At 70.4% G+C, this 12,275-nt stretch carries 11 protein-coding genes; 1 reads left to right on the forward strand and 10 read right to left on the reverse strand.

Translation table 11 applies throughout. The annotated features are described in order from the left end of the window. Nucleotides 1-42 precede the first annotated feature (42 nt). From ABT057_RS43045 to ABT057_RS43080, 8 genes are all read right to left on the reverse strand, one after another. Nucleotides 43-714 carry a FadR/GntR family transcriptional regulator gene (locus ABT057_RS43045; RefSeq protein ID WP_352349707.1) on the reverse strand — a complete coding sequence of 224 codons (672 nt, stop codon included), beginning with the start codon at nt 712-714 and terminating at the stop codon, nt 43-45. Nucleotides 715-1,005: 291 nt separating this feature from the next. Then, nucleotides 1,006-2,199, reverse strand: a complete 1,194-nt coding sequence (locus tag ABT057_RS43050; RefSeq protein WP_352349709.1) for an acyl-CoA dehydrogenase family protein — start codon at nt 2,197-2,199, stop codon at nt 1,006-1,008. 30 nt (nt 2,200-2,229) lie between these two features. After that, entirely contained in the window at nt 2,230-3,720 is a 1,491-nt protein-coding gene (locus tag ABT057_RS43055; RefSeq protein ID WP_352349711.1) for an aldehyde dehydrogenase, read from the reverse strand. Next, nucleotides 3,717-4,883 carry an acyl-CoA dehydrogenase family protein gene (locus ABT057_RS43060; protein ID WP_352349713.1) on the reverse strand — a complete coding sequence of 389 codons (1,167 nt, stop codon included), beginning with the start codon at nt 4,881-4,883 and terminating at the stop codon, nt 3,717-3,719. Before ABT057_RS43060 ends, ABT057_RS43055 begins: the two co-directional genes overlap by 4 nt. Before the next feature lie 4 nt (nt 4,884-4,887). Next, nucleotides 4,888-5,664 (reverse strand): enoyl-CoA hydratase/isomerase family protein, encoded by a 777-nt coding sequence (locus tag ABT057_RS43065; RefSeq protein ID WP_352349715.1) that lies wholly within the window; start codon nt 5,662-5,664, stop codon nt 4,888-4,890. Beyond that, a complete protein-coding gene (locus ABT057_RS43070; protein WP_352349717.1) occupies nt 5,652-6,854 on the reverse strand; it encodes a CaiB/BaiF CoA transferase family protein in 1,203 nt (400 codons plus the stop codon). The genes ABT057_RS43065 and ABT057_RS43070 overlap by 13 nt, the downstream gene beginning before the upstream one ends. Before the next feature lie 52 nt (nt 6,855-6,906). Beyond that, nucleotides 6,907-7,869 carry an acyl-CoA dehydrogenase family protein gene (locus ABT057_RS43075; RefSeq protein WP_352349719.1) on the reverse strand — a complete coding sequence of 321 codons (963 nt, stop codon included), beginning with the start codon at nt 7,867-7,869 and terminating at the stop codon, nt 6,907-6,909. Further along, nucleotides 7,866-8,642 (reverse strand): enoyl-CoA hydratase-related protein, encoded by a 777-nt coding sequence (locus ABT057_RS43080; RefSeq protein ID WP_352349721.1) that lies wholly within the window; start codon nt 8,640-8,642, stop codon nt 7,866-7,868. Before ABT057_RS43080 ends, ABT057_RS43075 begins: the two co-directional genes overlap by 4 nt. 168 nt (nt 8,643-8,810) lie before the next feature. Between ABT057_RS43080 and ABT057_RS43085 the strand changes: the two genes are divergently transcribed. Then, on the forward strand, nt 8,811-10,310 hold the full coding sequence (locus tag ABT057_RS43085; protein ID WP_352349723.1) for a 3-hydroxyacyl-CoA dehydrogenase: 1,500 nt from the start codon (nt 8,811-8,813) through the stop codon (nt 10,308-10,310). Nucleotides 10,311-10,471: 161 nt separating this feature from the next. On the opposite strand, the gene ABT057_RS43090 is transcribed toward ABT057_RS43085, so the two are convergent. After that, the gene (locus tag ABT057_RS43090) at nt 10,472-11,299 is read right to left on the reverse strand and encodes an HpcH/HpaI aldolase/citrate lyase family protein (RefSeq protein ID WP_352349725.1); all 828 of its coding nucleotides are present in this window, start codon (nt 11,297-11,299) and stop codon (nt 10,472-10,474) included. Further along, nucleotides 11,296-12,168 carry an HTD2 family dehydratase gene (locus ABT057_RS43095; RefSeq protein ID WP_352349727.1) on the reverse strand — a complete coding sequence of 291 codons (873 nt, stop codon included), beginning with the start codon at nt 12,166-12,168 and terminating at the stop codon, nt 11,296-11,298. Before ABT057_RS43095 ends, ABT057_RS43090 begins: the two co-directional genes overlap by 4 nt. Nucleotides 12,169-12,275: the final 107 nt, after the last annotated feature.

Consider the following 12,275-nt stretch of genomic DNA (forward strand, 5'->3'; position numbering starts at 1 on the left):
ACCGTGTGCCCTCCCCGCCGCGACGGCGGGGAGGGCACACGGTCATCCGGCGCCCTGGGCGGTCGAGTACCGCAGTACGTATTCCAGGTGCGACTGCATGGCCTCAGCGGCCGCCTCCGCATTCCCGCTCTCGATCGCACCGAGGATCATCATGTGCTGCTTCACCGTCCGCCGACCCACTTCCTCGGTGACGTCGAGGAACTGCGCCGGATGCGTGGCGTCGTGCACGGCGGCGATGAACGCGGCGAGCAGGCGATTGCCCGAAGCCTGCCCGATGGTGGTGTGGAACGCCAGGTCGTAGCCGGGAATGTCCGGGTCGTCGATCGTGGTGGTCCGCTGCCGCTCGACGATGGAGCGCAGCTTGCCCAGATGTTCCTCGGTCCGGTGCCGGGCGGCCATCCGCGCGGCAGGAACCTCCAACACCCGTCGCACTTCGGTCAGTTCCGGCACGTCCAGCGCGCCCAGACGCAGAATGGTGTCCACCGACTCACTGAGCATGCGGCTCAGTGAATCCGGCGTCACCGTGTTCACGAAGCTTCCGCCCGCCATGCCGGGGATCTTCCGGATGAGCCCGGCGCTCACCAGCGCGCCCAGCGCCTCACGCACGGTCGGTCGGCTCACCCCGAACTGCCTCGCCAGCTCCGTCTCCGGCGGAAGTTTCTCCCCCTGGGCGAAATGCCCCTCCAGGATGGCATCCCTGATCTGCTGCTCCACTTGGTCACGCGGCCGCATGACCTGGCGTGCCGTGAACCTCTCCGCCGCCCCGGGCCCCGCCCCATCCGCCATGCCGCGCCTCCCAAACCCGTCCACCTGTCCGACGCGATCACGTCGGAGACACACAATGCCCTAGATCGGAACCTGCAGTATATGACCAGCACGGTCAATTGTCATACTGAAAAATGTCGTGCTTAAAACCGGAGCCCGGTCGTCCCGCGCCGGACTGTCGGCGTGGGGCGACCGGACTGTCGGCGTGGGGCGACCGGACGAGCGTCACGACCCGGCGTATCACACCGCGTACTCCTTGAGCAGGCTCCGGCCAATGATCATCTTCTGGATCTCGGAGGTGCCCTCACCGATGAGCATGAAGGCCGCCTCCCGGTAGAGCCGCTCGATCTCGTACTCCTTGGAGTAGCCGTATCCGCCGTGGATGCGGAACGAGGCCTCGACCACTTCCTTGCAGTACTCGCTCGCGAGCATCTTCGCCATGCCGGCCTCGACGTCGTTGCGCAGGCCGGAATCCTTCTTGCGGGCAGCCCGGACCATCATCGTGTGGGCGGCCTCCACCTTGGTGGCCATCTCGGCCAGACGGAACAGGATCGCCTGGTGCCGGGCGATCGGCTTGCCGAACGTCTCGCGCTGCTGCGCGTACGCGATGCCCAGCTCGAAGGCGCGTACTGCGATGCCGCAGGCGCGCGCGGCGACGTTCACCCGGCCCACCTCGACGCCGTCCATCATCTGGTAGAAGCCCTTGCCGGGATCCCCGCCGAGGATCTGGCCGGCGACGATCCGATGCCCGTCGAAGATCATCTCGGTGGTGTCGATCCCCTTGTAGCCCATCTTGTCGATCTTTCCCGGCACGGTGACGCCCTGGGCGGTCTCCCCGAAGCCTGGCTGCTTCTCGACGAGGAACGTGGTCATGTTCCTGTAGACGGAGTCCGCGCCCTCGTCGGTCTTGGTCAGCACCGCGACCAGGTTCGACGAACCGCCGTTCGTCAGCCACATCTTCTGGCCGGTGATCGAGTAGGAGCCGTCCGAAAGCCTTTCGGCCTTGGTGGACACGGCCGAGACGTCGGAACCGAGGCCCGGCTCCGACATCGAGAAGGCGCCCCGGACCTCGCCGGTGGCCATCTTCGGAAGGTACTTCTGCTTCTGCTCCTCGGTACCGTGCTGCATCAGCATGTACGCGACGATGAAGTGCGTGTTGATGACACCCGAGACACTCATCCAGCCCCGGGCGATCTCCTCCACGCACAGCGCGTACGTCAGAAGGGACTCGCCGAGCCCGCCGTACTCCTCCGGGATCACCAGGCCGAAGACTCCGAGTTCCTTCAGTCCCTCGACGATGTCGGTCGGGTACTCGTCCTTGTGTTCCAGCTCGGTCGCGACCGGCATGATCTTCTCTTCGACGAACTGCCTGACCACCTTGAGGATCTCCCGCTGGTCCTCGGTCAGTTCTTCGGTTTGGGCAAGACGGTCCATCTCAGGGTCCGTTCCTCTCGATCCTGTCGTTCACGCGAGCGAGTCCGCCAGGTCCGGGGGCAGCCCGATGGACCTCAGCTCGATATAGCCGTCGAGCCCCTCGGGCCCGTGCTCGCGCCCGATCCCGCTGGCCTTGAACCCGCCGAAGGGGGCGCTCAGGCCCACGGGATGGCCGTTCAGTTCCACGACGCCGGTGCGCATCCGGCTCGCGAGTTCCAGGCCATGACGGGCGTCCGCCGTGAACACCGCCCCGCTGAGGCCATAGGGGGAGTTGTTGGCGATGTCGACCGCCTCGGCCTCGTCCCGGTAGGCCATCACGGCGAGGACCGGTCCGAAGATCTCCTCCTGGGCGATCGTCATGTCCGGCCGCACATCGGTGAAGAGCGTCGGCTCCACGAACCAGCCACGGCCCTGGCCCTCGGGGCGTCCGCCGCCCGTGACCAGGGTCGCGCCCTCCTTGCGGCCCGTGGCGATGTAGTGCTCCACGGTCTCGCGCTGCCGCTGGGAGAACAGCGGTCCGATCTGGGTGGCCTCGTCGTGCGGGTCGCCCACCGGCATCGAGCCGATCAGGGAGCGGAGCCGCTCGACGAGCTCGGCCCGACGCGCCTCGGAGACCAGCACCCTGGTCTTCAGCGTGCACACCTGACCGTTGTTGCGGAACGCCCCCAGGCGCATCGACTCCACGGTCCGGTCGAGGTCGGCGTCGTCCAGGACGATCGCGGCGGACTTGCCGCCCAGTTCGAGCATGACGCGCCGCAGGTCGTGGCCGCACAGCGCCGCGATCCGGCGGCCCGCGGCGGTCGATCCGGTGAAGGACACCTTGTCGACGCCCCGGTGCGTGACGAGGTACTCGCTGCTCTCGCGCTCCGCCGGAACAATGTTGACCACGCCCGCCGGGAACCCGGCCCGCTCGATCAGCTCGCCCAGGAAGTAGGCGTCGAGCGCCGTCTGCGGGGCCGGCTTCAGCACGACCGTGCACCCGGCCAGCACCGCCGGCACGATCTTCTGGACGCTGATGCCCACGGGCACGTTCCACGGAACGACCGCAGCCACCACGCCGACGGGTTCCCTGGTCACCAGGGCGGTGCCCGTCTCGGCCGTACGAACCGACCGGAACGGGTAGTCGGGCGCGACGTCGAGGTAGGCATCGACCACCCGTACCGGGTGGGTGACCTGGATGGCGCGGGACTGGGTGATGGTGCAGCCCATCTCGTCGGTGATGAGCTGTGCCAGCGGCTCCTGGTGCTCGGCGAGCAGCCGCCGCAGCTCCCGCAGGGCCGCCATCCGTTCCTCCACCGGCATCCGCGGCCACGGCCCCTTGTCGAACGCCTCGCGCGCCGCCGCGACCGCCCGGTCGATGTCACCGGTGGACGCCGAGGGGACCTCGGCGATGACCTCCTCGGTGAACGGCGACACGATCCTCAGGTGCTCACCATGCGCTGGAACCCACCGACCTCCGATGAACAGACGGTCGTGGCGGCCCTCCCACACCATGGACCTCTCCTTACGTTCGTCGCTCACGCCGACACCGAGAGGCGGATGTCCCGGGCGACGAGCATGCTCTGGACCTGGTTGGTCCCGTCGTAGATTTCGGTGATCTTCCCGTCACGCAGCCGGCGCTCCGCGCCGATGTCGTCACGGTCGCCGTCCTCGCCGAGCAGTTCGACGCAGGCCGAGGCGACGCGTACACCCAGTGTCGTGCAGTGCAGCTTGACCATGGCGACCTCGGCCACGGGATCCTCGGCACTGGCGTCGACCAGGTCGCAGACCTCCCTCAGCATCGAGCGTCCGGCCGCGATCTCGGCCCGCAGCCGGGCCAGCGCGAACTGGAGGTCCTGGGCGTCACGGGTGCGCGAGGAGAGAAGATCCCGCTCCGCGCAGTGGCGCACGGTCGCGTCGAAGGCGCCCTGGGCGAAGCCGATGCCCTGGGCGGCCGCACTGATGCGTGACTTGGTGACCGACCGCAGCAGCAGGGGGTAGCCCTCGCCCTCGGCGCCGAGCCTCGCCCCCACGGGGATCCGGCAGTCCTGGAAGCCGAGCGTGACGGTCGAGGCGCCCTTCTGGCCCAGCTTCTTCATCGGCTTGCCGGCTTCGAGGCCCTCCGTGCGCGCGGTGTCGACGAGGAAGGCGGTGATGCCGTCCTTGCCGAGAGCCGGGTCGACGGTCGCGAAGAGCACGATGACGTCGGCGACGTCGCCGTTGGAGATGAACGTCTTCTCACCGTTGATCACATAGGCGTCGCCGTCCCGGCGCGCCGTCGTACGCATCGACGCGACGTCCGAGCCGGCCTCGGGCTCGGTCAGGGCGATCGCTCCGATCGCCCTGCCCCCGCAGATCGCGGGGATCCACGCCTCGTGCTGGTCGGGCCGGCCCTGGAGGTGAATGGGATGGGCGCAGTGCATCTGCGTCATGTAGACCGTCGAGGTCGAGCCGCAGGCGGCCGCGATCCGGGACAGGGCCTCGGCGTACGTCGCCGTGGAGGTGCCGAGTCCCCCGAGCGACGGTGGCATCAGCAGCCCGCCGAGCCCCGCTTCGGCCAGCGCCCGGACGGATTCCGCGGGGAAGGAGCCGTCCCGGTCCACGGTCACGGCGGCCGGGGCCACGGTTCGTGCGATCACCTCGTCGAGGAGTCCGATGACGGCGGTGTGGTCCGCCGGGGGTGGGATCTGGGGGGCAGGGTTCACTGCGTCACTCCTCGGTGAAGACGGGCTCGCGTCGCTCGGCGAAGGACGTGATGCCTTCCTGGCCGTCGACGGAGGCGATCGACAGGGCGGCGAGCGCGGCCTCGTGCTCCAGGGCCGGGCCGGCCGTGCTCCGCCGTGCGGCTTCGAGCAGGTTGGCCAGACCGGTGCGGCTCCCGGACGCGATCAGCCGTGCCGTCGTCTCCACCTCGTGCCGCAGCTCGGCGGCGGGAACGGGGGGGACCGACAGCAGACCGATCTGCCAGGCGCGGTCGGCGTCGATCCGACCGCCGGTGAGCATCAGATGGAACGCCGCGGCCTTGCCCACCGTCCTGGGCAGCCGCTGGGTGCCCCCGAAACCCGGGATGCAGCCGATCCGCGCCTCCGGGAGCCCGAAGCGGCTGCGGTCGGAGGCGATCACCACATGGCACGCCAGCATGAGTTCGAAACCTCCGCCGAGGGCGTAGCCGTCCACCTCGGCGATCACCGGAACGGTCGAGCGCTCGATCGCGTTGATGGCCTGGTGGCCCCGCCGGATGAAGGCGTGCGCCCGGTCGGCGTCCAGGCCCCGGATCTCCTCCAGGTCGGCACCGGCGCTGAACGCCCGGTCGCCCGCCCCGCGGATGACCAGACAGCGGATGCCCTTGCTCTCCTCGGCGACCCGGCGTACCTCGTCGGCCAGCGCGTCCAGCACGGCACTGTTCAGCGCGTTGAGCCGGTCCGGGCGGTTGAGAGTGATCGTCCGCACGCGTGCGGCCTCGTCCACCTCGATCAGGGAATCCATACGACACCCGCCTCCGTGAGATCGGCGATCCGCTCGTCGTCGAAGCCCGCACCGGAGAGGATGTCGCGGCCGTGCTCGCCCTGGAGCGGGGCCGGCAGGCGGGGCGCCCGGCTGTTCCGCGAGCCGAGGCGCCACGGGCTCGCGACGCCCCGGAAGACGCCGGCTCGCGGATGCTCCTGGCCGACGATCGCCTCGCGCGCCTCCACCTGGGGGTCGTCGACGACTTCGGACAGCGAGTTGATCCGTGCACACGGTACGCCCACGTCCTGCAGGGCCTTCAGCGCCTCCTGCGAGGTCATCGTGGCCAGGACCGACTGGAAGGCGTCGACGACCTCGCCGCGGCGCGCGCGCCGTCCGGCGTTGGTGGCCAGGTCCGACCGCCCGGCCAGCTCGTCCAGACCCAGGGCCGCGCAGGCGTGGAGCCAGATCTTGTCATTGCCCACGGCGACGACGATGGGGCGGTCGCTCGTCCGGAACGGCTGGTAGATCGCGACCACGGAGTCGGTGCCGCCGCAGGGGCGGGGCTCCGGGTCGCCGGCGAGGTAACTGGCGATGCGGGGCGACATGAAGGCGAGGTCGGCCTCCAGCAGGGAGACGTCGATGACGTCGCCGACGCCGTGCAGCTGCTGCCTGACCAGGGCCGCCGCGATGGCGTACGCCGCGACGGTACCGGCCGCGACATCGGACAGGGCCGTGCTGACGCGCTGCGGCACCCCGTCGTCGCCGGTGACGCTCATCATCCCGGAGCGGGCCTGGGCGATCAGGTCGTAGCCGGGGAGAGCGGCGTCGGGGCCGTCGAGCCCGAATCCCGACAACGCGCAGATCACCAGTCGGGGAAACCGTTCGCGCAGAGCGTCCAGTCCCAGACCGTGCCGTTCGAGCTTGGCCGGATTCAGGTTCTCGATGAACACGTCCGCGGTCTCCAGCAGCCGGAACAGCACCTCACGGCCCTGCTCACCACGGATGTCCAGGCACAGGCTCTTCTTGTTGCGGTTGACCGAGAGGAACCAGGCCGCTTCGCCGTTGAGGAAGGGCGGCCCCCATCCACGGGCGTCGTCTCCGCGCACGGGCTCGATCTTGATGATCTCCGCTCCCATGTCGCCGAGATACATGGAAGCGGTCGGTGCCGCGTAGGACGACGAGATGTCGACCACGGTGATCCCGTGCAGCGGGGCAGGGGACGCGTTCATGAAGCCTCCGTCCTGGGGTGGTTCGTCGGGCCGGGCGGGATGTGTACGACGGTCATCGCGCACCGCCCCCGGCCTTGCCGAGGTGCCGCGCGGCAACCTGCGCCAGAAGGGACCGACGGCCGCCTCCGCGGGCCAGGAGGCTGATCGCGTCGCGCAGCAGGCCGGCGACCGGGTACTCGTCGATGTATCCGTAGCCGCCGAGCACCTGGATCGCGTCCACGCAGACGTCGACGGCGGCCCTGCCCGCCTCGGCCAGCAGTTCCGCCGTGTCGCCGTCACCGGCGACCGCGCCGTCGAGCATCGCGCGCACCGCGCCGACGCGGACCCGCATCTCGGCCAGGATCGCGCGCAGCCCCGCGAAGGTGCCGATCGCGGAACCGAACTGGCGCCGCTCGCCGGCATACGTCTCGGCCGTGTGCAGCGCGTGCTCGGCGATGCCGAGAGCCACGGCGGAGGTGAACAGGTCCCAGTCGTGGGCGGTGCGCCGCGCGACGGTGTCCGGCAGCGCCATCACGGGGCCACCAGGCCGAACGGTCCGCAGGGCGGCCTCGCGCAGCCCGCTGCGTCGTGCTTCCGCGGCCCGGTCCGGCACCAGCTCGTCCCAGCGGGCCAGGGCGGCCGATTCCGTTCGGCGGTCGAGGAGCACGAAGGCGCCGGGGGCGAACAGGGTCGGCACGGTGGCCGTCCAGAGGGCCGGAGCGGCCGGGTCGGTGACCGCGGAGGTCAGGTCCGGCATGTCGCTCTCTGCGGTCTCCGTAGCGGCGAGACCGCGCTGCGCGGCGAACCGGCCCGCGAGGGCGAACGCGGCCGAGGGCGAGACGTGCGCGGTCGTGCGCACGGCGGCCACGAGCCAGTCGACGGCGTCGTCGAGCTCGGCCGTCTCCCGCGCGAGGTCCAGGACGTCCGCGTCGCCCAGCGTGGCGCGGAGGGTGCGGGCGTCTCTCCCGTCGACCGGAGCGAGACGCTTGTTCAGCACGGCGAGGAAGTCGTCCAGCTCCACATTGCGCCCGCTCATCGGTAGAACCTCTCGCGGCGGGGGTCGCGGCGCTCCTCGAAGGACTCCGACATCTCGGTCGCCTCCTGGGTGGAGCGGTAGGCGGTGAGCAGCAGGTCGTGCGCGAGGCGCGCCTGTCCGGCGACGCCGGTGTGACGGCTGGAGAAGGCGGTCTTGAGGGCGGCCAGCGCGAACGGGCCCCGGCGACGCAGGTCCTGGGCCACCTCGACGGCCCTGTCGAGGACTGGGCGACCGGTCACCACCTCGTTGACCAGGCCCATGTCCAAGGCCTCCGCGGCGGAGTACTTGCGGTTCAGGTACCACATCTCCTTCGCCCTCTTGCGGCCGATGGTCTCCTCCAGGTACCAGGTGCCGAAGCCGGCGTCGAAGCTGCCGACCATCGGGCCCACCTGCCGGAACACGGCGTGCTCGGCGGCGATCGAGAGGTCGCACACGACCTGGAGCACGTTCCCGCCGCCGACGGCGTATCCGTTGACGGCAGCGATCACCGGCTTGGGCATCGCGTCGATGAACTCGTACAGGTCGATGACCGGCATCACGCTGGAGTAGTCGAGGGAGTCGAGCTTGTCGTGCTCCCCGCCGATGCAGAAGAACTTGTCACCGGCGCCGGTGAGGACCGCCACGTCGATCTCCGGGCTCTGGCGCACGTGCTGGAGCGCCGCGAGCAGCTCGCGGGCCGTTTCGAACCTCAGCTTGTTGGCCCGGTCGGGCCGGTTGATCGTGATCACCGCGACGCCGTCCTGGACGGCGACGGTGATGTCCTCGTAGCTCATGGACTCAGCTCCTGGTTCGACGAGTCGGCCCGTTCGGGATGCGGCTGTGTCACCTGACACCCAACCTCACACCCAGTTCTGTTTTTCATAGGCGTGAAAAAGTTTGACATTACGATACTCTGTCCGGCAACCCTGTCAAGGATCTTGGAGATCGTCGAGGAGACACTGATGTCACAGCCACTCGCCCCCGTCTGCGTGATCGGAGCGGGCACGATGGGCCGGGGGATCGCACAGGTCGCCCTCGCCTCGGGTCACCCCGTGTGCCTGGTCGACCCCGACGCGGGACAACTGGACGCCGCCCGAAGCGAGATCACGGCCCGGCTCGGCCGCAAGGACCCCACGGCGCCCGCTCGGGTCGAGGAGCGGCTGACCACCGTCACGGAGCTCACCGACGCTCCGGCGGAGCCTCGTACCGTCGTCATCGAGGCCATCCTCGAACGTCTGGACGTGAAGCAGGACGTCCTGCGGCGCGCCGCCGCCCACTTCGGCGAGTCGTGCGTCCTCGCGACCAACACGTCCTCGCTCTCGGTGACCGCCATCGCCGCCGGCGTCCCGGACCCGTCACGCGTGGTGGGCATGCACTTCTTCAACCCCGTCCCCGTCATGGGGCTCGTCGAGGTCGTCCGGGGCCTGCAGACCGCCGACGAAGTCGTGGAGACCATCGCCGAACTGGCCGTCCGCTGGGGCAAGTCCGTCGCCCACGTCCGCTCGGCACCCGGGTTCATCGTCAACCGGGTCGCGCGTGCCTTCTACGGCGAGTCGCTCAGGCTCGTCGAGGAAGGGGCCGCCGCCACGGAGACGGTCGACGAACTCATGCGGTCGGCGGGCGGGTTCCGCATGGGGCCGTTCGAACTGATGGACCTGATCGGCAACGACGTCAACTTCGCGGTGACACAGACCGTCTGGGCGTCGTACCACTACGACCCGCGGTTCGCCCCCTCCCTGGTCCAGAGCGAACTCGTCGCCGCGGGACGCTTCGGCCGCAAGACCGGTCGGGGCTACTACGAGTACGGCGAGGGTGCCGAGCAGCCGCGCGCCGTGGCCGCGGAGGTGAACGCCGAGGCGGCGGCGTCCGCCGTCCCCGTGGTCCTGCACGGTTCGGACGACCAGCTGGAGACCCTGCTGTCCCGCAGCGGTCTCGAGTTCGACAGGAAGGACAGCGACACGCCTCGCATCGAGTTCCCCGGCATGGGATCGGCCATGATCACCCGCGGCCGGAGCGCGCGCGAGGAGTCCTACCGTCGGAGCGAGCCCGTACTCCTCCTCGACCGCTGCCTCGGCCCCGCGACGGCGACGGCCCTCGCCCTCGCCTCGACCGACGCCCCGCTCACCGATGTGGTCGTTGCCCTGCTCGATCGTGCCAGGGTCCGCGCCTTCCCCGTCGCCGACGTGCCGGGGCTCGTGGTGGCCAGGGTTCTGTCCATGATCGCGAACGAGGCGTGGGAGACGGCCCACCACGGGGTCGCGACCCCGGAGGACATCGACACCGCGATGCTCCTGGGCACCAACTACCCGATGGGACCGTTCGCCTGGAGTGCCCGCTGGTCGACGTCGAGCCTGCTCGGACTGCTGGACGCGCTGTGGTCGTCCTACCGCGATCCCCGGTACCGCGCGAGCTACGCCCTGCGCTCCGCGGCGCTCGGCATTCCGGGCGGCAACCACGAGTGACGGCGGGCGGGGGCCCGCCTGCCGATCGGCTCAGCGCACGCCGGCGGACGCTTTCCGGAGCCGGGCGGGGACCCTCGACCGCCGCCCGACTCCGGCTCACACGCCCGCGCCCGGGGTCTGCCGGGCCTCGCGATGCGGGGCGAGGCCCGTCGGCCCGTGGATCAGGGCGCACCGTGGGAGTCGTGGGCCCGTTCCAGGAGGTGGCGGGCTCGTTCCAGGACAGGCTTGTCGACCATGCGACCGTCGACCGTGGTGACGGAGTCCCCGGCGGTGAGGACGCCGCGCGCCCACTCCAACTCCTCCCGGGACGGGGCGAACCCCCGGCTGACGGCCTCGACCTGGCCGGGATGGATGCAGAGTTTGCCGGTGAAGCCCAGGCGGCGGGCGTGGGCGATGTCCTCCTGCAGTGCCCCGCCGTCCTTCACCGCGGTGGTGACCCCGTCGACCGGTGAGCGGATGCCCGCCGCCGCGCAGGCGAGGACGAGCCGGGAGCGCGCGTACGCGAGGGCGGCGTGGTCGTCCCATGCGACACCGAGCTGTCCGGCGAGGTCGACGTTGCCGAAGGCCACCCGGGCGACCCCGGCCGTGGCGCACACCTCCCGGGCCCGTTCCACACCGCCCGCCGTCTCGATGAGGGGGACGAGTGCACAGCGTCCCGCGACACGGGCGGCGATGTCCGCGAGGACGGCCGGGTCCTCGGCCTTGGGCACCATGACCGGGCAGCCGTGGCGGGCCGCCTCCATCAGGTCGGACTCGAACCACGGGGTTCCGGGCGGGTTGATCCGGACGACCGTGTCGTTGCCCTGCGCGAGCCAGTCGGCGGCGCTGGCGCGGGCTCGCGCCTTGTCCTCGTCCGCGACCGCGTCCTCGAGGTCGATGATGACCAGGTCGGCGCCGCTGGCGACGGCCTTCGGGAAGCGGTCGGGCCGGTGCCCGGGGACGAAGAGCCAGCTGCGCGCCGAAGTGACGCCCCTGTGGAAGCCGGTCATACGAAGGTCACCTCCGCCGTGGCGTGCCGGTTCTCCCGGCCGGTGGCGATGCGCAGCCGTGCCCCGTCGTCCGCCGGTGTGCCGGCTGCGAGCAGGCGTTCAGCGGCGTAGGCGGGGCTGCGCAGCCGATAGGAGAGGGTCCGCACCTGGCGGGTAGGCGCATGGCGGCGTACGAGTTCCGTCATGAGCAGCGCCAACAGGGGGCCGTGGACGACCAGCCCCGGGTGGCCCTCCTCGTCCCGGGTGTAGGGCAGGTCGTAGTGGATACGGTGAGCGTTGGCGGTGAGCGCGCTGAAGCGGAACAGCAGGGTCGGATCCGGCCGCAGGGAGAGCTGCCACGCGTCGTCGGCCTGGGCCGCCGCTGGTGTTTCGGATACCGCGGGCGTGTTCCGCGCGGGAGCCCGGCCGGACCGGTAGACGATGTCCTGCTCCTCGACGAGACAGGTTCGGCCGCGCTGCCGGAACTCGTTGCGCTGCGTCACGAAGAGCAGTTCGCCGGTTCGGCCGTGCTTGACCTCAAGGCCCCGCAGACTGCTGACCCGCTCCGCCCGCTCGCCGATACGCAGAGGTTCGGAGACGGTGCAGCGCCCTCCGGCGAACATCCGCTGCCGGTCCGGGACAGGGGGCAGGAAGTGGCCGTGCGCCGGGTGGCCGTCGGCTCCCAGCTCGCTCTGTGCGGGCCACTCCAGGAAATAGAGCCATTGCCACAACACCGGCAGGGGGTCTCCCCCGGTCGCGACGGGCCCGGGTTCGTCGAGCAGCGCCGACAGGGCGGCGACGGGCCCTGGAGGCAGCGGGTCCTCGCGGATGACCTCGCCCGGTTTCCATGACTCCACGTATGCCTGGAGGGGGCTGTTCGTGAGCTGCAACGGTCCGTCCTCGGTAGCGGCTGACGCCGACTGACGACGGCTGACGACTGCAGACGGCGACAGACGAACGACAGGCGATGACAGACGAACGACATTGACATGATTGT

It is taken from the genome of Streptomyces sp. NPDC002588 (assembly GCF_040295925.1).
GTDB lineage: Bacteria > Actinomycetota > Actinomycetes > Streptomycetales > Streptomycetaceae > Streptomyces.